The organism is Streptomyces sp. NPDC037301, assembly GCF_055602785.1.
In genome coordinates this window covers 51,453-73,778 of record NZ_JBVJWD010000035.1, presented here as the reverse complement: position 1 = coordinate 73,778, position 22,326 = coordinate 51,453, and the positions used below count along the sequence as shown (strand labels likewise).

The following is a 22,326-nucleotide window of genomic DNA, read 5'->3' as shown; positions in this document are numbered from 1 at the left end:
GTCACCGACGACCGCTGAAGTTACGCATTATCAACGGAGGATCGATGCCATCGAAGCCGCGCCGGGTTACTCAGCGCGAGATCGCCGAGATCGCGGGGGTCAGTCAGACCACCGTCTCGGTGGTGCTGAACGACCGTGACGGCACGAACGTGCGCATCCCGGAGGAGACCCGGGCGCGGGTCAAGCGGGCACTTGAGGAGGCGACCTACGTCGCCGATCCGGCGGCCCGCCGGCTGGCCGGTCTGGACAACCAGATCATCGGTGTCTTCACCTACGAGGAAGCCCTGTCGCCGGAGAGCCTCGACTTCTACGGTCCGCTGCTGAACGGGATCGAACGCGCGGCCGAGGAGATCGGCTGGGACCTGCTGTTGTTCACGTCCTCGCCGGTCGAGAACGGCACCCGCAGTCTGTTTCACCGCAAGACCCGGCTGCGGCTCACCGACGGCTGTGTCCTGCTCGGCCAGCAGATGGTCGGCTCCGAGCTGGAACGGCTGGTCGCCGAGCAGTTCCCGTTCGTCGCGGTCGGCCGCAGGGACGAGACGACCGCGACCGTGCCGTACGTCGGCGTCGACTACGTCACTCCGGCGGACGCCGTGATCGATCTGGCCGCGCACAGCGGACACCGCCAGGCCCTGTACGTGCACCGCGGCCGGGACACCGCCACCGCGCGGGACCGGCGCGGCGCGGTCGAGGCCGCTTCGGCGGCGGGCCGTATGGCGTTCATGCTGGTGGGTGAGGAGCGGGTCGCCGAGTTGCCCCGGCTGGCCCGGGCGACGGAGGCCACGCTGATCATCGCCGAGGACGCCTTCCTCACGGAGGACGTCATCCTCTCGCTCGTCGGTGCCGGGGTGGACGTGCCCGGCGAGATCTCGGTCGCCGCGTTCGGTGAGGTCCGCGGTCATCGCACCGACGGACGGGCGCTGACGGGCTTTCGCGTGCCACGCAAACAGGTCGCCGCCGAAGCACTCGGACTGCTCCAGCAGCTGATCACCACCGACCCTCAGGAGTGGGCCGATCTGGACACCCAGCGGCTCCTGGTGGCCGAGGTCGAAGCGGGCGACACCATCGCCGTCCGATCGGCAGGGCTGTCGTGAACAAGATCGCCACAGAGGTGGCGGTCATCGGCGGCGGTCTCGGATCGGTGGCAGCCGCTCTCGCGCTGCTCCAGCGCGGACACCGGGTGGTGATGACCGAGGAGTACCCGTGGCTGGGCGGCCAGCTGACCTCGCAGGCGGTGCCACCGGACGAGCACATCTGGGTGGAGCAGTTCGGCGTAACCGCCCGCTACCAAACCCTGCGGGACAACATCCGCCGCTACTACCGGGACCACTACCCGCTGTCGGCGGCGGCCCGCGCGGACCGGAAACTCAACCCGGGGCGCGGCCGGGTGAGCAGGCTGTGCCACGAGCCGCGGGTGGCGCTCGCGGTGATCGACGCCTTCCTCGCGCCGTACCGGTCGAGCGGCCGGCTGACCGTCCTGCAGCCCGCGGTCCCGGTCGCGGCCGAGACCGTGGACGGCGTGGTCCGCACGGTCACGGTCGCGGATCCGCAGACCGGGGCGCAGAGCGTGATCACGGCGGAGTTCGTGCTGGACGGCACCGAGACCGGTGACCTGCTGCCGCTGACCGGCACCGAGTACGTCGTCGGCGCCGAGGCACGGTCCGACACCGGTGAGCCGAGCGCTCCCGACGTCGCCGACCCGGCCAACGTGCAGTCGATCGCGTGGTGCTTCGTCTTCGACCACGCCCCCGGGGACCACACGATCGCCCGGCCCGACGACTACGACGACTGGCGCTCCTTCGAACTGCCCTACTGGGGCGCGCCGATGCTGTCGTTCACCGCACCCAACCCGCGCACCTTGGTGCCGGAGCAGCGCACCATGATCGTCAATCCGGAGCAGGACGTCTCCGGCGATCCGCGGTTCGACGCCGGGGACAGGGACCTGTGGCAGTTCCGGCGGATCGCCGCCCGGCAGACCTTCGCCGACGGCCTGTACGACAGCGACATCGTGCTGGCCAACTGGCCCCAGCTGGACTACGTCGGCGGCTCGATCATCGACACCGACGAACGAGAGCGGCACCTGGCCGCGGCGAAGGCGCAGTCCCGGGCCTACGTCCACTGGCTCCAGACCGAGGCACCCCGGCCCGACGGCGGTCGAGGCTGGCCGGGACTGCGGCTGCGCGGGGACCTGGTGGGAACCGACGACGGCTTCGCGCAGGCCCCGTACATCCGGGAATCCCGCCGGATCAAGGCGCTGACCACCGTCCGCGAGCAGGACATCTCGATCACATCCCGCAGGTCAGGCGCGCCGGCCCGGTTCGAGGCATCCGTCGGGGTGGGGATGTACCGGATCGACCTGCACCCCTCGACCGGCGGCGACAACTACATCGACGTCGAGTCCGCGCCCTTCGAGATCCCGCTGGGCGCCCTGGTTCCGGTCCGGACCCAGAACCTGATCCCGGCCGCCAAGAACATCGGCACCACCCACATCACCAACGGCGCCTACCGGCTCCACCCGGTCGAATGGAACGTCGGCGAGTCCGCGGGCGAACTCACCGCATTCTGCCTGGAGCGCGGACTGAGCCCGCGGCAGGTCGCCGCCGAACCCGCACTCGTCGATCAGCTCCAACGCCGTCTGGCCGAGGTCGGCGTCGAACTCCACTGGCCCGAGGTCGTCGGCTACTGAGCCGACCCGGACGACCCGCACATGAAAGGAACCCACCCATGACCAGAACCAGAAAGGTGCTGAGTGCTGTCGCCCTGACGACGGTCCTCGCACTCAGCGCGGCCTGCGCCGGGCCGGCGACCGGTACTTCGGACAAGGCAGTAGAGCTGCGGATGACGGTCTGGACCTCGGACAAGGCCCAGCTGAAGCTGTTCGACGGCATCGCCGCCGCCTACCGGGCCGACCATCCCGACGTCGCGAAGATCACCTTCGAGAGCCTCCCGTTCGCCGACTACAACACGACGCTCACCACCCAGATCGCCGGCGGCAACGCCCCGGATCTCGCCTGGATGGGCGACCTGTCCCAGGATCTCATCGCCTCCGACGCGCTCGTCGGGCTGACCGACACGTTCAAGGCCAGCCCCGGATGGAAGTACGACGACCTGCTCGACAGCGTGACGGCGGAGTTCAGCCACGACGGCACGCTGTACGCCTACCCGTTCTCCAACTCGCCGTACGCCCTCTACGTGAACACCGACCTACTGGCCAAGGCCGGACAGAAGATCGATCCGGCCACGCTGACCTGGGACCAGGTGGCCGCCGCCGGAGCGGCTGTCCACGCCAAGACCGGCAAGGCCGGCTTCGTCGTCCGCGACTTCGACTACAAGGCGTGGAACACGCTGGCCGCCGTGTGGGCCGGCTGGGGCGCGTCGGCGTGGAGCGCGGACGGCAAGACCTGCACCTTCGACAGCCCCGAGATGCAGCAGGCGTTCGCCTTCCTGCACGACGCGGCGTTCAAGACCCAGGCGATGCCAGGACCGGGAACCACCGCCGACTTCTTCGCCGGCGATGCCGCCTTCACCGTCGCGCAGGTCTCCCGCGCCTCGCTGCTGACCGGCTCGTTCAAGTTCGGGCTGTACCCGCTGCCCACGGGCCCCAAGGGCAAGTACTCGGTTCTCGGCCAGGCCGGGATGGGCGTGCTGGCCTCCAGCAAGCACCCGAAGCAGGCGGCGGACTTCCTCGCGTACCTGACCGATCCGGAGAACGCGGCCAAACTGGCCCAGTACTTCCCACCGCCCCGGAAGTCGCTGCTGACGGGGGATAAACTCGCCGCGAACAACAAGGTCCTCAAGCCCGCCCAGCTCCAGGACGCGGTGGTCGACCAGCTGCCGGACGCCGTCACGCTGCCCAACCACACCAGCCCGGCGGAGATCGCCCAGAAGGGCAAGACGGCGCTCGACGCGATGTGGCGCGCTGATGCCGACATCCCGGCCGTCCTGCGCTCGGTCTGTGCCGCGATCGATCCGATTCTGGCCAAGTGACCAGGACACGGGCCGCCGAACGGGCCACCCCGCAGGCCACCGGGCAGGCGGTCGCACAGACCGCCGCGAAGACCGCACGCGCGTCCGGGCCTGCGTTCTGGACAACCCGCCGACGGGACGTACTGACCGGCTACCTGTTCGTCCTGCCGCAGCTCGTCGGAGTGGCGGTGTTCGTCCTGCTGCCTGTCGGCATGGCGATCTGGTACAGCCTGAACAAGCGGAACGTCTTCACCGGCAAGCAGACGTTCGTCGGCGGCGACAACTACGCGGCCCTGGCCCACGACCCACAACTCCCCAAGGTGCTGCTGGCGACAGTGCTCTTCTCCGGCGGGGTGGTGGTCGCCAACGTCACACTCGGGCTGCTGATCGCTGTCCTGCTCAACCGGAAGTTCCGCGGTGTCACGGTGTTCCGGACACTGTTCTTCTCCCCAGTGGTGGTCTCCGTGGTCGCCTGGACCCTGGTCTGGGGCTTCCTGCTCCAGGACAACGGCGGCATCAACGCCCTGCTGGGCACCGTCGGGATCGACGGGCCGAACTGGCTGCAGCATGGCGACACCGCGATGGTGTCGGTGATCCTCACCCAGGTGGTGCGCGGCGTCGGGGTCAACATGGTGCTGTTCCTGGCAGCCCTGCAGGGCGTGCCGCGGGAGCTGTACGAGGCCGCCCGCATCGACGGTGCGAACAGCCGCACGGTCTTCGCCCGGATCACGTTGCCGATGATCTCACCGACGGTGCTGCTGACCGTCATCGTCACGGTGGCCGGTGCGTTGCAGTCCTTCGCCCAGATCGCCGTCCTGACCGGTGGCGGGCCGGAGCTGTCCACCACGGTCCTCGTGTACTACGTGTTCCAGCAGGCCTTCAAGTTCAACGACATCGGCTACGGCTCGACGCTGGCCCTCATGCTGCTGTCCTTCGTCATGCTGCTCACCTTGCTGCAATGGCAGCTGCGCCGTAAGTGGGTGTTCTATGAGGACTGACAGAGTCCGGTCGGTAGTGCTGGTGGTCGCCCTGAGCGTGCTGGCGATCCCATTCGTGGTGCCGACGATCTGGATGGTCGCCGCGTCGGTAAAACCGCTGGCGGAGATCTTCAAGGCCCCGCCGTCGCTGTGGACCGACTCGCCGACCCTGTCCGCGTACCGCGAGGCATTCAGCTTCCAGCCCTTTGCCCGGCAGTACTTCAACAGTGTCTACATCGCCGTGCTGGTCACACTGATCACTCTGCTGGTGTCCAGTCTGGCCGGGTACGCTTTCGCCCGGATCCGGTTTCCCGGCGCGAACGCCCTGTTCCTGGTGGTGCTGACCGGGATGCTGGTACCGAGCGAAGTGACGATCGTGCCGCTGTTCCAGCTGTTCAAATCGGCCGGCCTGATCAACACGCACTGGCCGCTGATCCTGGTGACCGCACTGGCCGGACCATGTGTGCTGGCTACGTTCATCATGCGGCAGTTCTTCATCGCCCTCCCCGTCGAACTGGAGGAGGCCGGCCGCCTCGACGGCCTCGGCCGCCCCGCGATCTGGTGGCGGATCTGCCTGCCGCTGGCCAGACCGGCCCTGTCGGCGGTGGCGATCCTGACGTTCCTCGCCTCCTGGAACCTCTACCTGGAACCCACGGTCTACCTCACCTCACCAGAACTGTTCACCTTGCCGCAGGCCCTGACCCGTTTCGCAGACGCCTACGGCGGCCCGATGTGGAACACCCAACTCGCCGCCGCCACCATGACCGTCCTGCCGATGCTGATCGTCTTCGTCCTGGCCCAGCGCCACTTCATCGAAGGGCTGTCCCACTCCGGCCTCAAATGAACCCCCGGCCGGCAGCCACCTCCCGCCGAGAAACCCGCACCTGACGGCACGCCGGGCGCCCGCCGCAGCCCGCCCGGTGCAGCACCGTGACGTGTTCCAGACGGCTGCGGTGGCCGCGCCGGAGGAAGCTCGACGGGCGAACGGCCGGACGTCCACGATGCGCCGGCTGGACACGGTCCTCACCGCACCTGACGGCACCGCCGTCGAGAACGGCCGGCGGGCGAGGCGACGGACAGTGCGGACACCGCTGCGGTACGGGCCCTGCCGACGACAGTTGAGGCGTCGCAGGCCGCCGTACTGTGGGATCGTTCACGGTGCTGTGCTCCTCCGAGAGAGCGGCGGGCCGTCCGGCAGCCATGGACGGCGCCTGATGCCGGTCCTGCTCATCCACCGCCTGCCGAGCTGCGCGGGGTCGACGGGTCGCCGCGAGCCGAAACGCCATGACCACCGCGACGTGCTCGCCCTGGCCAGGCATCTGGAAGCCACTGGGGCGGGGTGCCTTGTGGATGACCGCAGCGCCGGTTTCGACGTATCGCTCTCACCATCCACAGGTCTGTCGGCGGGTTATCCGTGACGTGCACAATCGCCACATGACGATCACCGCGAGCGCGCCGCCCACGCACAACACGCCCGCCGACCTCGCTCTGGGGTTCCTGACGGGCGGGGTGATCGGGGCGTCGCTGACCGCCTTCATCGGCGGCTGCGTCGTCGAGAGGGCGCAGCTGATCGTCACGGGGCTGGTCCTGCCCGCGGTCTACGGGCTTCTCTTCTTCCTCGCCACGATGCCGCGCCATGCCCGGGAGTTGGCCGCCGTGCCCCGCACGGCACTCGCGGTGATCGAGATTGCTGGCCTACGGGCGAATCTACGCCAATCCCGGCGCGATGACGCCCGGGGTCACGCCGGAAACCGTGGACGGCATGTCACAGCGGAAGATCGGCCAGATCACCGAGGCGATGCGCCACGAGCGCTACCGCTTCCGTCCGGTCCGGCGTGTTCATGTCCCGAAGAAGAACGGGACGACGCGTCCGCTGGGGCTGCCGACCTGGTCGGACAAGCTCGTCGGTGAAGTGATTCGCCTGCTGTTGGAGGCGTATTACGAGCCGACGTTCTCCGACCGTTCCCATGGGTTTCGTCCCCGCCGTGGCTGGCATACCGCTTTGCGGGAGGTGGACCACACCTGGACCGGGACATCCTGGTTCATCGAAGGGGACATCGCCGACTGTTTCGGCAGCCTGGACCATCAGGTCCTGCTGTCGATCCTCGGCGAGAAGATCCATGACCAGCGGTTTCTGCGGCTGGTGCGCAACATGCTCGAGGCCGGATACCTGGAGGACTGGAAGTGGGGTGCCACGCTCTCAGGAGCACCGCAAGGCGGAGTGGCCTCCCCGGTTCTGTCCAACATCTACCTGCACAAGCTGGACGAGTTCGTCGATAAAGTCCTCGTTCCGGAGTACACCCGAGGGAAGCGCCGGGCCAGGAACCCGGCGTATCTGGAGTTGCAGAATCTGCTGGCGAAAGCCCGCCGGCGCGGCGGCCGGGTCCAGGCCCGTGCGTTGCGTCAGCGGATGGTCCGTCTGCCGAGTGCGGATCCGAACGATCCGGCATATCGCAGGCTGCGCTACATACGCTACGCGGACGATCACCTCCTTGGTTTCACCGGACCGAAAGCCGAGGCCGAACAGATCAAGCAACGCCTGGCCCAGTTCCTGCGTGACGAACTCAGGCTGGAACTGTCCCAGGAAAAGACGCTGATCACTCACGCCCGCACCGGGGCAGCGAGGTTTCTCGGCTATGAGATCACGACCCAGCACAACGACACGAAGAAGACCGGCCGTTACCGTCGGGTCAACGGCCAGGTCGCTCTCCGTGTCCCACGGGACGTGATCAAAGCCAAATGCGCCCCCTATCTCGGCCGCGGAGAACCCGCGAAGAGGACGGCCCTGATCAACAGCAGCGATCACGCGATCGTGGCGACCTTCGGGACCGTCTACCGGGGCATCATTCAGTACTACCTGCTCGCCGGAGATGTCTTCCGGCTGCACCGGCTGCAATGGGTCATGGAAACCTCCATGCTCAAGACCCTTGCCGCCAAGCACCGTTCCTCGGTGTCGAAGATGGCCGCCAAGCACAAGGCCAGAATCGACACGCCCAACGGGCCCCGAGTCTGCTTCGAGGCCCATATTGAGCGGAAGAACAGGAAACCACTGGTGGCACGGTTCGGTGGGATTCCCCTTCAACGGCAGCGAGCGGCGGAACTCGCCGACCGCGAGCCGGTCCGGGTGGACTATCCGCAAAAGGAACTCATCGCGAGACTCCTGGCGGACATCTGCGAAATCTGCGGAAGCAAGGGCAACGTGCAAGTGCACCACGTCCGAGCTCTCGCCGACCTCGCACATGCCGGATGGCAGCCTTCCGACTGGGCACGCGTCATGCTCCAACGGCGCCGCAAAACGGTCGTGGCCTGCGACGTCTGCCACGACCGCATCCATTCGGAACAGCCAGCCAGATCACTCACGCAGTAGTCACTGGAGAGCCGGATGACTGGGAAACCGTCATGTCCGGTTCGGCGGGAGGCCGCGCGGAACAGGACCTGCCACGGCAGACACCTCACCGCGCGGCCGACCCAACCGGCTGGCTCATGCACCACCGCCGACTCGCCCGCGACTACGAAACCAAGCCACACCGCTCCGAAGCCATCATCCACATCGCCATGATCGACCTCATAAGCAAACGCCTCACCCGCGAATCCACACCGAACTGGCGCGACACCGGAACCTCGAACCAAACACCCCCGCCGGGACAAGACGCTCTTTTAGGAGATCTCCACAGTTCGAGGGAATTGACAGCTGGCGAATGACGTCGGCCGGGGCACCCACGCCAGGGGAACGCCTTCCTGCAAGCGAGCCGCGCGTCAAGCTGCACACTCTGGCGGCCGCGCTGAAGACCAAGTACAACGAGGGCCGCATGTTCGTCACCATCGACGGCGGCCAGGTCCTCGCGAGGTACGCCTCGCGCAGCTGGTACGGATGCCGCACACCCCGGTAGCCGGCCAAGGGTGCGGTGAAGGGGCCCGTGCAAGGCGCAGCAGGCGCTCCGGCAGGGCCTGGCCACTTTCGCCCAATGCGTGGAACGCGAAGGTGCGGACAGGCCGGTGCCGCGCGAGCACAGTGAGCAGATCACGGTCGACGGCGAGACGGGGCCCCGGGAACAGCAGGGGGCCCTGGAGTCCCTCCCAGCTCCGAGGCGTGTTTGGCGACAGTGTCGGCGCAGGGGGCGCTCGGCCCTACTCGATCGCCTGGAGCAGCGTGCGCAGGGCGTGGTCGAGGGTTTCGCGTTCGTCGGGCGTGAGAGCGGAGAGGAGGCGGGATTCGTTGGCGGCGTGGTCGGTGACCGCAGCGTCGACGACTCTGTGGCCACGGCCGGTGAGCGCGACATGGAAGCTGCGGCGGTCGGCGGGATCGAGGCGGCGTTCCACCAGGCCGTCCGCCTCCAGGCGGTCCAGGCGGTTGGTCATGCCGGCACGGGAGAGCATCAGGGTCTTCGCGAGGGCGGACGGGATCAGGGTGTACGGGGGCCCGGAGCGGCGCAGCGCGGCCAGGACGTCGAACTCGCCGCGGCGCAGGCCGTGTCGGGCGAAGACTCCTTCGAGGGCGGGGGTGAGGAGGAGCGAGAGCTGACCCAGCCGTCCGAAGACCCCCATCGCCGACAGGTCCAGATCCGGCCGTTCCTCGTGCCACTGGTCGAGGATCTGGTCGACCGCGTCCCTGGGCTTCCGGCGTTCGTCGACAGTCGCGCCCTGTTTGGTTACGTCTCCCTTGGTCACGCCTCCATCTTATTCGACGGCTGATAGTTAGCTGTCGTACTATTCGATGCAGAATTACTTCTGTCGATCTCGGTCCCGGCTCGCGGCCGGGGCCGGATACGGCTCCGATGAATGGAGGGGCGTATGTCCTTGATCACTCCCGATGCCCAAGGCGGAATTCTGGTCCGGGATGCCGAGGCCGAGATGCTGGGCAGCGCTGACAGCGCCATACGGCTCTTCGCCGACGCCAGCACCACCGGCGGGGCCCTGAGCGCCCAACGGGTGACCCTGACCGCGGGCACCGACGGAGCCTCACCGCACCACCACACCGGATCCGCCGAGCTCTTCTTCGTGCTCGGCGGCCGGCTCCAGGCGCTGACCGGGGACAGTGTGATCACTGCGGACGAAGGGGACTTCCTCCTCGTGCCGCCAGGACTGCCGCACGCTTTCGCCGCCGAACCCGATGCGGACGCCGACGTACTGATCGTCATCACCCCGGGCGTCGAGCGCTTCGACTACTTCCGGCTGCTGGACCGGGTCCGCAAGGGCACGGCCGATCCACAAGAAGTCCTGGATTCGCAAGAGCGCTTCGACAACTTCTTCGTGGAAAGTGCCGCGTGGCGGCGGGCCCGTCAGCGTTACTGATCGCCCGATCGTCTCGGTTCGAGAGGCACGTCGTCCGTCGAGCGCGACGATGGCGCCCCGCCCGGCGGGTTCTTCGCAGAGGCCCGCGCCTCATGGTGCGAGGGCGGCGATCGTGGCCGCGGCGTCGAGGTGGCCCTGGAGAGATAACGGGGGAAGCGGCCGAAGCCGGTGTCCTTGCCGCAGCGGATGTGGTCCTCGACGGTGGCGTGGCCGCAGTAGCGGACCTCCAGGTGCTGGATGGATCCGCTGCCCGAGTACGGGGTGTCGGTGAGAAAGACCTGGTGGCGCATGCCCTCGTACTGGTCGAACAAGGACAGCTGGGCGCCGGGGTGTGGGCGTTCTCGGCGCACGATGATGCGAGGGCCGGTCGGGTAGCCGGCAAGCTCGACCAGCCCGGCCAGTTCAGCAACCTCGGCGCCGTCGCGCAGGGAGCCGTCCTGGTCCAGGGTCAGGTGCCAGACCTGCTCGGGCATTGAGCGGATCGCACAGCGGATGTCGGCGACCGCGGTGCCGACCGGGAACCCGATATTGCTGCGCGAAGACACAGGTCACGCAGGTGGTGGAGGAATGCCTTCGCGTATCCGGCAGAGTCTGCCCGGATCAGGATCGCGGTGCCATGGCGGTAAGCGTCGGGGAGTTGGGCGAGGGCGTCTTCCAGCACCGCGATGTGGTCGGCACCGGGGCGTCGTCGCGCAGGAGCCCCTCGGCGCGCAGGTGGGCCCGCAGTTCGTCCGGTACGCAGCGGGCAAGGAGTTCGACATTGCGGGCGACCTCGCTGGCTGTGCGCATGCCTACGGTCACGTTGACAACTGCGGGGTGCCCGAGGGAGAAGGCGATTGCGGCGGCGGGCAACGTGGTGCCGTGCATCTCGCAGATCTCAGCGATCCGCACAGCGTGCGCGACGGTGTCCGGCGGGGCGTCCGCGTAATCGTACTTGGCATCGGCCGCGGGGCGTTCGGTCGCCAGCAGCCCGGAGTTGAAGACCCCTGCGGCGATCACGCTCTTGCCGTGCTCGACCGCGGCGGGCAGGACGTCGTCCAGCCCGTCCTGCTCCAGCAGGGTGTAGCGGCCTGCCAGCATGACGACGTCCGCCGCGGTCTCGCGCACGAAGTGGGCAAGCATGGCCGCCTGGTTCATGCCCGCCCCGATGACCCCCTGGTCACGCAGCTCGGCCAAGGCCGGCATGGTCTCACGGCGGCCTGCTGCCAGTGGTCGTCCGGGTCGTGCACGAAGACGACGTCCAGCCGGTCGAGTCCGGTGCGCCGCAGGCTCGCCTCGATCGAGCGCAGTACACCCGGCTGTAGTCCCGCTCGGGGCGCATGTCGCCGGGGACGTCGAAGACCTCGTCGACACGGTTCGGCTCCTCCAGGACACGTGTACCGTCCACCGGCGCGCCGGAGCATGCCCCGGCGGTGGCTCCCGGGGTTCCGGTGTCGCGGTCGTTGCGGCTCTCATGGATGCTGATGATGTCCGACAGCAGGGCGTATGCGGTCTCCGTGCGCCCGGCGCCGGGCCCGGAGACCGTAACGGTGCCCAGCAGGTCGGTGTGGAAGGCCACCGCGTTCACCGGTCCTGAGACCCCGGCCAGCGGGTGACTGTCCGGCAGCGCCACGGGGGCGACGCGCGCATCCACGGTGCCGTCGGGGCGCCGGGCCGCCGATCCGACCAGTTTCCAGCGCAGTCCTTCGGCCGCGGCGGCCCGTATGTCCTCGGTGGTGTGCCGGAGATGCCTTCGCAGGGCACGTCGGCGCGCTTCAGTTCCGTGCCAAGCACCTCACCGGCCAGGATCATGACCTTCAGCTGGACGTCGTACCCCTCCACGTCGGCGGTGGGGTCGACCTCCGCGTATCCCAGCGCCTGGGCCTCGGCCACCGCCTCGGCGAAGTCCATGCCGCTCTCCAGCCGGCCGACGCGCCCGGAGGTCTGGTCGCCGCGCACGGGGAGTTCGAGCACGGCATCACCGAGTACGCCGCGCCCGTGCGCGACGCCCGGGGCCGGGCCTTCGCCGCCATCGCCGTCCTGGGGCGGCGGAGCGACCTCGCCCCGCACGAGGAACTGGTCCGCACCGATCTGACGGCGGCGGCGGCCGAGTTGGGGAACCTGTCCTGACCAGGCCCGCCGAGCGGCGGCCGGTCAAGGTCCGGCCCGTTCCTGGCCGGTTCTCATTCTCGCCGCCGTGCCCTGTCCGCGGCTGGCCGCAGCCGCAGCGGTAGTAGTTCGTCAGTACTTGCGCCGGGCGGCGGGGGCACGGGAGGCGGCGTGCGCAGCGGCCTCGTCGACACCGGGACGGGCGTACCGTTCCAGGGACCGCACACGGACATGCCGGGAGCGGGCCGGTGACATGGGCGTCGAGGTGCCGTCCTTGGCGTCGTGTGCCGGCGCACTGCGGCGGAGACAGTGGAGCGTCCCTCCAGATCGTCGAAGTCCTCGATCCCGGCGAGGGGGCCAGCCGGCAGGCGGGTGGAGTCCCGAAGGTGTCCTCCGCGCGGCGGTAGGGCAGTCTGGGAGCTGGCCAAAGGGCCGGCCGCGCTCGGCGCCTGCCGCGCGAGGGCCTCCACCGCGTCGAGGAACTCCGGCCGTGGGACGAAGCCGTCGTCGCGGGCTTCCATGCCGAAGTCGCGCCAGCGCTGCCACCGCAAGGCCTCGCTCGTCGGAGAAGGTCGCGGATGCGTCGCAGCCGCTCGGCGAGCAGCATCACCGCGTTGGCGCCCTCGGTCGAGCGGATCTCCAGATGGCCGATGCCCAGCTTCACCGCCAGGTCCATGCCAGACGCCGGGTCGGGTCCGGGCTCATCAGGGTTGAGCACCAGCGTGCTCAGCGGGCGTGCGTCCACGGTCTGTCTTCTCCTTCGTCGGTGACGTGGGTGGTGGGCACGGGAGCTCCCGTGCCGGCGCGTTTCCTCCGGCACGGGACGGTCAGGCGCCGCCAGTCAGGGGTGGCTCAGTCGCCGCCCGGCGGCGGAGGCTACAGGGACAGAGGCGGAAGGACGGGGGGCTGCGGCTGCGCCAGGGCCCCGCCCTCGGCACCCCGGAGCGGCGGCGCTGTGGCGTGGGCTGCGGACGAACGATCGGCAGGCGGTTTCCACGGACCATTGCCCGTTCTGCTTCAAGGGACAGAAAGAGATGGGCGTGGGGACTTCACGAAGGTTCCGAATGGCATGCCAGGTGCCGGGAATCGTATGGACCTGCTGCACCAGGCCGTGGTGGACGGGCATATCAGCCGGCGTCGTTGGATTGAGATCGCCTGAGCGGCACCGGCCCGGATGTTCGGCTTGTATCCGAAGAAGGGCACGATCGCACCGGGGCCGACGCCGACATCGTCGTCTACGACCCGCGTGCCGAGCAGATCATGTCCGCCGACGCGCATGACATGAACGTCGACTATTCGGCCTACGAAGACCAACAGGTGACGGGGCGGGTGGAGACGGTGCTGTCACGCGGTGTTCCGGTGATCGACAGGCGCACCTACTGTGGGCCACACGGGGCACGGGGCGTATCTGCCGCGAGGAATCCGTCAGCTCGCGAACTGAGATTTCCGCGTCCCTGTGGTCGAAACCGCAGAGACGCGAGCGGCCACAAATTTTCTTTCGAATCATCCGACACCACCGATGAAACGCACCTCCGGATACCGGGGCGACGGCCCTTCGAGGATCGGGGCGCGACGGCCGCGCAGGTGAAGGTCGAAGTAGGCGAGCAGGAAGCGCCGCTGGATGTCGATACCGCGCGTCCCGTCGAGCGGCCCTATGAACTCAGCCAGCTGCTCGTCGTCCGCTCCGAGCCGCGCGGCGGCCTGCGGCATGAACGTCTCGTAGTCCGTGTACGAGAAGTGCCGGGTACCGGTCAGCCGGAGATGGCGGCGCCAGCCTCGCAGCCGGGGCCAGATCTCGGGCCAGCTCGGTTTGTTGTCCGCGTCCTCGCTCATCAGGAGGAACGGCTTGCGCAGCCCCTCGGTCACCACAGGACCGAAGAGACTGCCGTCGAGGTTCACACCCGCCGCGATCGGCACCCGTGCCGCCATCGCCGAGGCCACTGTCGCACCCCCCAGGGAGTGGCCGAACATGGCAGTCCTGGAAAGGTCGAGGATGTCGCCGAGTCCCTGCGGGAGCGGGCTGCGGCGGCCCCGTACGCGCCGCGACAGCTCCTCCAGTACGAAACGGGTGTCGGCCACCCGCACCTCAACCGCCTTGAGGATCGTCGGGTCGTCGTCCTCCCCCGTGAGAGGTGGCATCGCGTACTTCTCGACCCGGCCACCGGGGAACTCGACCTGTCCGGCGTCATATGTGTGGTCGATGGTGACCACGACGTATCCGTGGCTGACGAGTTCCTCGACCAGCGCCGTGCTGGAGCTGCGGTGCTGCCCGTGTCCGTGGGAGTAGAGGATCACTGGACGCCGGCCCCCACGCGTGTCCGCTGCTGCACCGATACGGGCGTGCGTGTCCGGCAGCGTGACGTACTCGGGGAGGAGATACCCCGTCTGTTGGAAGACCTTGGCGGCCTGTCCGGTCATCCAAGGCGCCCTGGGCAGGCCGGCGGCTGCGCGTGCGGGGTACCAGAGCTGAACCATCAGCTCCCGAACCGGCTGTGTAGCGATCCAGGGGTCCCGGCGGCTGCGGTCGCTGAGATGCAGTGCCACGGTGCCAAGGGCATGGGGACCGCTCGGTCGCGGAAGGACGAGCCGTACGGGCGGCTGGACATCACCCGGCGTCCGGCGGGGCGACGATGCGACAGCGGGGGCACCAAAGGCTGCGGTCACAGCGAGTCCCGCGGCGAACACGGTGCCCGTGGTCACCATCCGCCTCCTGCTGATTCCGGTGGTCCTGCTGGTCCTGAGGGTGCTGCCCGGTGGGGACGACGCTGGACGCTGCATGGCGATCTCCTTCGCGGATGGTGCGCGCGGTGTGCAGGCACGTGGTGCCCTACCGGAAGGCTAGGGACCGCGCTGTCGGCGAACTACTCCGATTCCTCATCGGTTTCGCTGACATTTGTCACTCACCGTCGTCGCACTGAGGAGGCCGGGCACGGCGCAGCGGACAAGCGTGATGGCCGCCGCGAATGCCGGTGTTGGCCGGCCGTAGCCGGTCAGGGACGTTCGGATACCTCGAAGCCGATCCGGCTCAGCTGAACCGGCGGCGGCCATGCCGCTGACTGCGGGGCCGAGCCCGTCCAGGGTGCCCGGCCTGCGGGCGACTCCGACGACGGTAGCGCCTCGTCGGCCAGCAGCCTCGCTGTCGCCTCGCCGTTACCGGCGGACGCGCCGGTAACGAGACCTTGCCGGTCAGCTTCAGATCCATGGCTGTCAATCCCCTCGAACCGTGAAGATCTTCTAAGCGGCCAGCTCCAAGACGGAGTTTGCCCGGTGGTCGTGCTCGTAGTCGATCGGACTCCGGTACCCACACACGCTGTGCAGTCGGTGCGTGTTGTAGAAGCCGGTGATCCAGGTCGCGATCCGCAGCCTGGCCTCGGTGCGGGTGGCGAATGTGTGCCGGTGGACGTACACGAGAAAACCTCAGTGGCTCGACCACTTGCACCGCCTTGTGCAGACTGACTCCGTCACCAGCGGCGACCTGCATGACGTGCTGACCTCTCTTCAGCGGCTCGCGACCACCTCCGAACCACATCCGGTCGCCGTGCACAACGACATCAGCGGCGGAGTTCAACACGGTCCCGTCATGCAGTCAGGCCGCATCACCGGGCTCACCCCTCCACGTCCACGACCCCGCCGCCCCAAGGCAGGACTGAGAAAGTGTCCGCTCGTCGTCACCAGTCAGAAGCACGACGGACGCATTGCAGCGGCCGGGGCTCTCGCTGCTCGCCCCGTCCTTTTCTGCCTCGCATACGAAGCGAACCACCGCCGAATGGCACCGAGATCCGGACCATTCCCGGACCACCTCGCCCACGAGGAACGCCAGATTCAACGTTCCCGCTGGTCAGCGACATGCATGACGTGTACCACCAGCAGACGAAGAATCTGCCGGGATGGCACCACGGCCGGTCCGCACAGCGAACGCCGCTTCGCAATCCCTCCCGCCGCAAGCAAGGGGCTGGAATGTCCCCATACACCACGTGCTGACGAGGCCCGGTGTACGCATAGACACCGACGTCCGGCCACAACCGAACGCATCCTGATTCGGACCTGGGCGCGCCCATGACGTTCTCGCACGTGCCCTTCGCCGCCGCAAGGCCGATACTGCCGACAGGAGCAGGTCAGCCGAGACCCGCCCGACCATTCGGCCAACCTGACGGCCCGTCACCAAAGTCGGTATTAAGTCAGCATCAGTACCGCCAGAACCCGCTCACGACCGCCACGGACAGCCAAGATCACGATCTACCCATACTCACTCTGAACAGCGAAAACGCAGGACAACAACCCACCAGCTACCCTGCCTAGGAGATACCCATGAGGATGCTCATCAACGTCCCCGAAACCGTTGTCGCGGACGCGCTGCGTGGTATCGCCGCCGCTCACCCCGAGCTGAATGTAGATGTCGAGAATCGTGTCGTCGTACGGCGTGACGCGCCCGTGGCCGGGAAGGTGGCGCTCGTCTCCGGGGGCGGGTCCGGGCACGAGCCGTTGCATGCGGGGTTCGTCGGGCCCGGGATGCTGTCCGCGGCCTGCCCGGGAGAGGTGTTCACCTCGCCGGTGCCGGATCAGATGGTGCGGGCCGCCGCCGCGGTCGACAGTGGGGCGGGGGTGTTGTTCGTCGTCAAGAACTACACCGGTGACGTGCTGAATTTCGAGATGGCCGCCGAGCTCGCCGAGGACGAGGGCGTGCAGGTCACCCAAGTGCTCGTCAATGACGACGTGGCGGTGACCGACAGTCTGTTCACCGCGGGGCGGCGGGGCACGGGCGCGACCCTGTTCGTCGAGAAGATCGCTGGGGCAGCGGCCGAGGAAGGTGCGCCGCTGGAGCGGGTGGAGGCCATTGCCCGGCGGGTGAACGAGGCATCGCGGAGTTTCGGGGTGGCACTCAGCGCCGTCACCACGCCCGCCAAGGGGTCCCCCACATTCGATCTGCCGCCGGGCGAGCTGGAGCTGGGGATCGGCATTCATGGCGAGCCGGGTCGGGAGCGGCGTCCGATGATGACATCGCGGGAGATCGCGGACTTCGCGGTGGACGCGGTCCTGGAGGACCTGCGGCCGCGTGGACCCGTGATCGTGCTGGTCAACGGGATGGGTGCGACGCCGCTGCTGGAGCTGTACGGGTTCAATGCCGAGGTGCAGCGGGTGCTGTCCGAGCGGGGTGTGGTGGCGGCTCGTACGCTCGTGGGGAACTATGTGACCTCGCTCGACATGGCCGGCTGCTCGGTGACGCTCTGCCAGGTGGACGAGGAGCTGCTGCGCCTCTGGGACGCGCCGGTGGAGACGCCTGCGCTGCGCTGGGGCCGTTGACCCGCCCGACAAGGAGATCATGTGCTGGACGCCGACTTCTTCCACCGCTGGATGACCGCGGCCGCGACTTCCGTGGACCGCGAGGCGAACCACCTCACCGAGCTCGACTCGGCGATCGGGGACGCCGATCACGGCAGCAATCTGCAGCGCGGATTCACCGCGGTGAGGGTGGCCCTGGACAAGGAGCCACCGCAGACTCCGGGGGCCGTGCTGATGCTCGCCGGGCGACAGCTGATCGCAACGGTCGGCGGGGCTTCGGGCCCGTTGTACGGAACGCTGTTGCGACGTACCGGTAAGGCTCTGGGCGACGCGCCCCGGGTGGCACGGCGGCAGTTGGCGGAGGCGCTCGGGGTGGGCGTCGCGGCCGTGGCCCAGATGGGCGGGGCGCAGGCCGGGGACAAGACGATGCTCGATGCGCTGCTGCCGGCCGCCGAGGCGCTCGGTACGTCGTTCGGCGCGGCCCGGGAGGCGGCGGACGCGGGAGCGCTGGCGACGGTACCGATGCTGGCCCGCAAGGGCAGGGCGAGTTATCTGGGTGAGCGCAGCATCGGACATCAGGATCCGGGTGCGACGTCCTCCGCCCTGCTGATCACCGCACTGGCCGAGACCGATGGTGCGAGTGGCGGTGACGCGTGAGCGGCGGGAAGCAGGTCGGGATCGTGCTGGTCTCGCACAGCGGCCCGGTGGCCGAGTCCGTCGCCGAGCTGGCCAGGGGTCTCGCGGCAGGTGGTGCGACGGCTCCGGTGGCCGCCGCCGGTGGCACTCCCGCGGGTGGTCTCGGGACCAGCGCCCAGCTGATCGCCGAGGCGGCCAGGTCGGTGGACGGCGGCGCGGGGGTGGCGATACTGGTCGACCTGGGCAGCGCGGTACTCACGGTCAAGACGATGCTGGCCGAAGGGGACGAACTGCCGGACGGCTCGCGGCTGGTGGACGCGCCCTTCCTGGAGGGTGCGGTGGCTGCCGTGGTCACCGCGTCGGCAGGCGGCGATATCGCGGCGGTGGAGGCTGCGGCGTCGGAGGCCCACGAATACCACAAGGTGTAGGCAGACGGGTTCCGCGGTCGTGAGGCCGCCCCGCACCTGTGTCCATGGGTGGTGCGGGGCGGCCCGGGGCCTGTCCGGCTGTGATCGCCGGACAGGCCCGTGGTCCGTCAGGCCGCCGACGCGGCCCCGGCTGCCCCGATCCTGATCTGCACCTTCTGTGTCATTCCGTTGACCGTCACAGCGAGCGTGATCGTGCCCGGTCGAAGCGCGGTGAGGGTGCCGGTGGACGGGTCGAGGACCGCCGTGTGGCGGTGGCGGGCGTCGTCCCGGTCGCCGATGTGGACGTTCGGGGATCCAGTCCAGTCCGCGGCCAGCGGGAAGCCGACCGGGACACTGCGGGTGCCCTGGGTGACGGTCGCCGCGACTCTCGTACGGCTTCCGGTGCCGAGGACCGGGGGTGCTTCGATTGCCAGGGCGTCGACATGCGCTCGGGTCTGCACGGAGACCCAGTCGGGCCCGCCCTGCCACGGCCGCTGCCGCGCCGCGGCCTGTTCACCGGACGTGATGTGGTCGGCGCCGACCAGCGACCAGCCGGTGAAGCCACCCTTGTCCGCCGGTCCGGCCGGTGCCTTGCCGGAGTTGCCGTTGATCAGATACGGCACTCCGTCGACGTGCGAGGCGTGGAAGACCCCGACATGGCTGCCGATGAAGGCCGCGCCCTTGCCCGTCGTACGACGGAAGTCGGCGAGCCACTGTTCGACGAGGGCCGCCTCCTTGCGGTCCCCGAGCTGGCTGCCCTTCTGTACGGTCGGGTCGCGCGGCGGCACGTGCTCGATCAGCATGACCGAGCCCACGGTCCGGTCCTTCGCCGCCGCGTCCAGCTGGGCGCGGAGCTGCTTGATCTGCGCGAAGCCCCCGCCGCGCAGGCTGAGGCTGGATGTGTCGAGCGAGACGAAGCGGGTGCCCTTGTGGTCGAACGTCCGCTGGGCGGGCCCGAATTCGGTGACGAAATTGTCGATTTTGCCGCCCATCACTTCGTGATTGCCCGGTACGTAGTACCAGGGCAGCGAGTCACCGAGTTCCTCGGTGAGGATCCGGTGGGCGAAGGCCAGGTCGGCGGGCGATCCCTCGTCGACGAGGTCGCCGTTGATCACCAGGAAGTCCGGGCCGGCCGCCTTGATCTCGCGCAGGGTGCGCCGCGCCCGGGTGACGATTGCGCTGTCCGGGTCGCGGGCGACGAACTGGGCGTCCGACATCACCGCGAACCGCCAGTCCCTGCGCTCGGTCACGGCTGCCGGGTCGATCAACGGGTCGGCGGAAGCCACCTGTTCGGGAAGGTCGACGGTGGGCGGCACCTGCGCGGTGAGCTCGTCGATGACGATCTCACCCGTGTACTGTTTGGCGGCCGCGGTCTCCGCGAGGTAGAAGCGGGACACGGAGAGCGGCATGGCAGCTCCCGGCGGTACGGCGAAGGTGACCTGCCGCCAGCCGGTCCAGGTGACGTACGGTCCACGCAACAGCTGGTCGGAGCCTGCGGCGTCCTTGAGGTGCAGGGTGGGCCAGGCGCCCTTGCCGTCGCCCTTGATCCACAGCTTGAACGACTGGGGCTGGCCGGGCACGGTGACCGGCTGGGGCGGGGCGGCGTAGGCGGCGCGGGTCGCGGTGGACCGGGTGAAGTCATAGGTGAGCTTCAGTCCGGTGCCGGTGTGGCCGTCGGGCGTGGCGGCGAGGGAACCGCTCGCCCGTGCCTGGCTGAACTTCCAGGAGCCCGCGTCGTCGAACGAGGAGACTGCCTGCTCGGTGAGGCCGACGCTGACGGCGAGGACGGTGGTGGTACCGGCCACCGTCGCCTTGATCTGTCCGGCGCCGGTGCCGGTGCGTGAGGTGACGGTGAAGGAGCCCTGGCCGTCGTCGTGGATGTCGAAGAGTGCGTGGTCGTAGTCGAGGGTGATGTCGCGCGGTTCGACGGGGGCGCTGGTGCCGTGGGCGTCGAGTCCGACGATGCCGAACGTGCCGGTCGCCTCGGCGTCGGCGAGGCCCACCCGCTGGGTGGTCGGCTGGATCCGGGCGAGCTTGTCGAGGACGGTCAGGGATGTGCTGCCGCGCGCCGGTCCGTGTTCGGCGCGTACGTCGGTGGTGCCGCTGCGGCGTGCGGTGAAGAGCCCGTTGCCGTCCACCGTACCGGCGGCGCCCCGCACCGTACGCCAGCGAGGGTTGCCGTCGGCGGGGCCGTACGTCTCGTCGTATCCGGTCGCGGTGAGCTGTCGGGTGAGTCCGGGGAAGACCCGGTCGGGGTGGCCGCCCTTTACGGGGTCTGCGCCCGGTGCGGAACCGGTGGGAGTACGGGGCTGGACCCAGAAGCCCTTGAGCCGGCCGCTGCCGTCGGGGGCGGTGAGGGCGAGGCCGTTGGGGACGGTGCGTTCGCTGCCGTCGGACGGGCTGTTCTCCACCCGTAGCGCGTCGCTGCCGGGCTCGCGCGCGACGAGGGTCGACGATCCGCCGCCGTCCAGATTGAGTGCGCTGTACGAGCCGGCGCGCTGCATCATCAGACCGAGTTCGGTGAGGGTGACGCCGACGCTGTCGGCCTGCCGCCCGTCGACGGTGAGGATCTTCATGGTCCGGCCGTCCTTGGAGAAGCCGACGGCGGTGCGGGGCGCTGCGGTGTTGTTGCCCTCGCCGTCGTGGTTCTGTGCGGCTCCGTCGACGACGAGAAGTTCACGGCCGCCGACCGCGGTGCGCGGCACGGCTCCGCTGTCGGCGCGTGCCCGGTAGGTCAGGGACACCGGGTCGCCGGGCTTCAGGGCGTCAAGTGCGACGGCCCCGGCTTCACGGCCGACCAGGACGGTGGTGTCGTCGGGGACGGCTCCCGATCCCGGAGTGTCCGAGACGGAGACGACCTTGCCGTCCCGCACGACCGCTGCGGTGACCGGGGTCGCGTTGTCCACGGTCAGGGCACGGTCGGCGGCTCCCCAGGCGGAGGTGTACGCGCCGACTCCCCCGGCAGGCACATTGGCGGCGTTGTACGCGGCGAGCGGCTGCTGCCCGGCGGGCAGGGTGAGCGTCCCCTCGAAGTACAGGTTCAGGATGCGGCCGGCGCTGTCGGGGCCGATGCCGACGGCCCGGTTGATTCCCGGGGCGGGCGACTGGACGGTGATTCCGTCCTTGATGCCGATCCCTTCCGGCGCACCGGTCTGGTTGATGTCGAAGAAGTCGGCGTTGATCGCGGCGACGGTGCGGCGGCCACGGCCCGCGTCGTGGCCTGCGGCGAGTTCGGAGACCGTGCGCCGGTCGGAGACCTTGCCGGAGGAGAGGTAGTCGGCGTGTACGCCGGTGCCGGTGAGGTCGACGGAGAGGGAGTCGACCCGCAGCCACTTGTCGGATTCGAGCCGGTCGTACGAGTCGATACGGACACCCGGGGCGATCGGGCGCGACGTACGAGCGGTCTCGATACCGTCGCCGTCCGCGACCGATCTGGATTCCCCTGCCGGGTTGCTCGCCGGTGGTGGGGCGACCGGTCTGAGGATTTCGGCGGAGGTACGGGGACGGGGGTCGGGGGTCGAATCGGCGAGCGCGGGAGAGATCGCGCCGACCGTCATCGCGGAGACCGTCGCGAGCAGCACGAGCGGTCGCGCGACCGTTCCGTACCCTCGCGCCGCACTCCCGCGCGGTCCGGTCGTCCTGCCGACTATGCCAAGAACCACAAATCCTCCTGGAATCCC

18 protein-coding genes and 5 pseudogenes are annotated in these 22,326 nt (G+C 69.0%); 15 read left to right on the top strand and 8 right to left on the bottom strand.

All coding sequences use genetic code 11. The features are described 5' to 3' along the window. Positions 1-44 precede the first annotated feature (44 nt). From ACZ7IB_RS36160 to ACZ7IB_RS36125, 8 genes and pseudogenes are all read left to right on the top strand, one after another. Complete coding sequence (locus ACZ7IB_RS36160; protein ID WP_470918506.1) at positions 45-1,094, top strand: LacI family DNA-binding transcriptional regulator; 1,050 nt, start codon at positions 45-47, stop codon at positions 1,092-1,094. A gap of 5 nt (positions 1,095-1,099) precedes the next feature. Beyond that, positions 1,100-2,686, top strand: a complete 1,587-nt coding sequence (locus ACZ7IB_RS36155; RefSeq protein ID WP_470918526.1) for an FAD-dependent oxidoreductase — start codon at positions 1,100-1,102, stop codon at positions 2,684-2,686. A 38-nt stretch (positions 2,687-2,724) separates the two neighbouring features. Further along, positions 2,725-3,987, top strand: coding sequence for an ABC transporter substrate-binding protein (locus ACZ7IB_RS36150; protein ID WP_470918504.1), 1,263 nt, complete (start codon positions 2,725-2,727; stop codon positions 3,985-3,987). After that, the gene (locus ACZ7IB_RS36145; RefSeq protein ID WP_470918502.1) at positions 3,984-4,964 is read left to right on the top strand and encodes a carbohydrate ABC transporter permease; all 981 of its coding nucleotides are present in this window, start codon (positions 3,984-3,986) and stop codon (positions 4,962-4,964) included. Before ACZ7IB_RS36150 ends, ACZ7IB_RS36145 begins: the two co-directional genes overlap by 4 nt. Continuing rightward, positions 4,954-5,787, top strand: a complete 834-nt coding sequence (locus ACZ7IB_RS36140) for a carbohydrate ABC transporter permease (RefSeq protein WP_470918501.1) — start codon at positions 4,954-4,956, stop codon at positions 5,785-5,787. Before ACZ7IB_RS36145 ends, ACZ7IB_RS36140 begins: the two co-directional genes overlap by 11 nt. Before the next feature lie 843 nt (positions 5,788-6,630). Beyond that, positions 6,631-8,310: pseudogene (locus ACZ7IB_RS36135) on the top strand (reverse transcriptase/maturase family protein); the annotation flags it as partial. Positions 8,311-8,417: 107 nt separating this feature from the next. Further along, a pseudogene (locus ACZ7IB_RS36130) lies at positions 8,418-8,645 on the top strand (hypothetical protein); the annotation flags it as partial. Then, entirely contained in the window at positions 8,642-8,833 is a 192-nt protein-coding gene (locus tag ACZ7IB_RS36125; protein WP_470918500.1) for a hypothetical protein, read from the top strand. The pseudogene ACZ7IB_RS36130 and the gene ACZ7IB_RS36125, both read left to right, overlap by 4 nt. Before the next feature lie 238 nt (positions 8,834-9,071). On the opposite strand, the gene ACZ7IB_RS36120 is transcribed toward ACZ7IB_RS36125, so the two are convergent. Then, on the bottom strand, positions 9,072-9,611 hold the full coding sequence (locus ACZ7IB_RS36120) for a MarR family winged helix-turn-helix transcriptional regulator (protein WP_470918499.1): 540 nt from the start codon (positions 9,609-9,611) through the stop codon (positions 9,072-9,074). Between the two features lie 123 nt (positions 9,612-9,734). Here ACZ7IB_RS36120 and ACZ7IB_RS36115 point away from each other — a divergent pair, with 123 nt between their 5' ends. Beyond that, a complete protein-coding gene (locus ACZ7IB_RS36115) occupies positions 9,735-10,235 on the top strand; it encodes a cupin domain-containing protein (RefSeq protein WP_470918497.1) in 501 nt (166 codons plus the stop codon). Here the strand turns inward: ACZ7IB_RS36115 and ACZ7IB_RS36110 are convergent. The 3 genes and pseudogenes from ACZ7IB_RS36110 to ACZ7IB_RS36100 form a co-directional block, all read right to left on the bottom strand. Then, the gene (locus ACZ7IB_RS36110; protein WP_470918495.1) at positions 10,229-10,780 is read right to left on the bottom strand and encodes a hypothetical protein; all 552 of its coding nucleotides are present in this window, start codon (positions 10,778-10,780) and stop codon (positions 10,229-10,231) included. The two genes, ACZ7IB_RS36115 and ACZ7IB_RS36110, sit on opposite strands and share 7 nt — an antisense overlap. Positions 10,781-10,835: 55 nt before the next feature. Continuing rightward, positions 10,836-11,530 (bottom strand): annotated as a pseudogene (locus ACZ7IB_RS36105) (aldo/keto reductase); the annotation flags it as partial. Positions 11,531-11,757: 227 nt separating this feature from the next. Further along, positions 11,758-12,125 (bottom strand): annotated as a pseudogene (locus ACZ7IB_RS36100) (homoserine dehydrogenase); the annotation flags it as partial. 87 nt (positions 12,126-12,212) lie between these two features. On the opposite strand from ACZ7IB_RS36100, the gene ACZ7IB_RS36095 reads away from it, so the two are divergent. After that, entirely contained in the window at positions 12,213-12,344 is a 132-nt protein-coding gene (locus ACZ7IB_RS36095) for a hypothetical protein (RefSeq protein WP_470918493.1), read from the top strand. A gap of 111 nt (positions 12,345-12,455) precedes the next feature. Here the strand turns inward: ACZ7IB_RS36095 and ACZ7IB_RS36090 are convergent, their stop codons facing one another. Next, the gene (locus tag ACZ7IB_RS36090; protein ID WP_470918491.1) at positions 12,456-12,578 is read right to left on the bottom strand and encodes a PmrA; all 123 of its coding nucleotides are present in this window, start codon (positions 12,576-12,578) and stop codon (positions 12,456-12,458) included. 692 nt (positions 12,579-13,270) lie between these two features. Here ACZ7IB_RS36090 and ACZ7IB_RS36085 point away from each other — a divergent pair. Continuing rightward, positions 13,271-13,764 (top strand): annotated as a pseudogene (locus ACZ7IB_RS36085) (amidohydrolase family protein); the annotation flags it as partial. Positions 13,765-13,826: 62 nt separating this feature from the next. Here the strand turns inward: ACZ7IB_RS36085 and ACZ7IB_RS36080 are convergent. Next, positions 13,827-15,026, bottom strand: a complete 1,200-nt coding sequence (locus tag ACZ7IB_RS36080) for an alpha/beta hydrolase family protein (protein ID WP_470918524.1) — start codon at positions 15,024-15,026, stop codon at positions 13,827-13,829. Between ACZ7IB_RS36080 and ACZ7IB_RS36075 the strand changes: the two genes are divergently transcribed. Continuing rightward, entirely contained in the window at positions 15,016-15,165 is a 150-nt protein-coding gene (locus ACZ7IB_RS36075) for a hypothetical protein (RefSeq protein WP_470918528.1), read from the top strand. The genes ACZ7IB_RS36080 and ACZ7IB_RS36075 overlap by 11 nt on opposite strands. A gap of 392 nt (positions 15,166-15,557) precedes the next feature. Here the strand turns inward: ACZ7IB_RS36075 and ACZ7IB_RS36070 are convergent, their stop codons facing one another. Next, positions 15,558-15,731, bottom strand: a complete 174-nt coding sequence (locus ACZ7IB_RS36070; protein WP_470918489.1) for an IS3 family transposase — start codon at positions 15,729-15,731, stop codon at positions 15,558-15,560. A 900-nt stretch (positions 15,732-16,631) separates the two neighbouring features. On the opposite strand from ACZ7IB_RS36070, the gene dhaK reads away from it, so the two are divergent. Genes dhaK through ACZ7IB_RS36055 form a run of 3 tightly spaced genes read left to right on the top strand, consistent with a single transcriptional unit; the run spans position 16,632 to position 18,667 of the window. Continuing rightward, positions 16,632-17,624: a dihydroxyacetone kinase subunit DhaK gene (gene dhaK, locus ACZ7IB_RS36065; RefSeq protein WP_470918488.1), complete on the top strand. Its 993-nt coding sequence runs from the start codon at positions 16,632-16,634 to the stop codon at positions 17,622-17,624. Between the two features lie 21 nt (positions 17,625-17,645). Beyond that, complete coding sequence (gene dhaL / locus ACZ7IB_RS36060; protein WP_470918487.1) at positions 17,646-18,260, top strand: dihydroxyacetone kinase subunit DhaL; 615 nt, start codon at positions 17,646-17,648, stop codon at positions 18,258-18,260. Continuing rightward, on the top strand, positions 18,257-18,667 hold the full coding sequence (locus tag ACZ7IB_RS36055) for a PTS-dependent dihydroxyacetone kinase phosphotransferase subunit DhaM (RefSeq protein WP_404115488.1): 411 nt from the start codon (positions 18,257-18,259) through the stop codon (positions 18,665-18,667). Before dhaL ends, ACZ7IB_RS36055 begins: the two co-directional genes overlap by 4 nt. Before the next feature lie 107 nt (positions 18,668-18,774). Here ACZ7IB_RS36055 and ACZ7IB_RS36050 read toward each other — a convergent pair whose 3' ends face one another. Continuing rightward, positions 18,775-22,203: a phosphodiester glycosidase family protein gene (locus tag ACZ7IB_RS36050; RefSeq protein WP_470918522.1), complete on the bottom strand. Its 3,429-nt coding sequence runs from the start codon at positions 22,201-22,203 to the stop codon at positions 18,775-18,777. Positions 22,204-22,326 lie beyond the last annotated feature (123 nt).